This is a genomic window from Novosphingobium sp. 11B (assembly GCF_054589055.1).
Genome location: NZ_BAAILP010000179.1, coordinates 1 through 450, shown reverse-complemented (window position 1 = coordinate 450; position 450 = coordinate 1). Strand labels below are relative to the sequence as shown.

The 450-nt window shown below is 62.9% G+C and carries 1 protein-coding gene; it reads right to left on the bottom strand.

What is annotated here, in order from left to right:
• A partial coding sequence (locus ACYPYD_RS16840; protein WP_459664326.1) for a Mu transposase domain-containing protein occupies window positions 1-450 on the bottom strand: 450 nt, incomplete at both ends.

Genomic DNA, 450 nt, shown 5'->3' with positions numbered 1-450 from the left:
CTCGGGACCGAAGCGTTTTTCGAGCCCGATGATGCCCAGACAGGATCGATAGCCCTGTTCGGGATGGGGCTTTGCCTCGATGACCTTCTCGACCAGCAAGGATAGCATCGGCCCGATCCGGCTTGCCTCCTGCCGGATTTTCGCCAGCGTCCATTCGCCGTAGCGCCGGTGGCTGGATGGCATGTGCTCGGGGACGGTGGTGTGCCGGCCATTGCCGCTGCTGCGCAGGTGCACAGCAATGCGCTCGCCTCCCAGGAAGATCTCGACGGTACTGGCAGTGAACCGGGCTTCGACCTCGCGGCGCGCGAAGCGGTGCGGAACAGAGTAATGATGTCGCTCGATCGCGATATGGTAATCGAGCCCGACGCGGCAGCGGCGCCATTCGGCATGAACCCACGGCTCTGCCGGCAGCGGCTTGAGGTTTGGAACATCGACTTCGTTGAACAACTG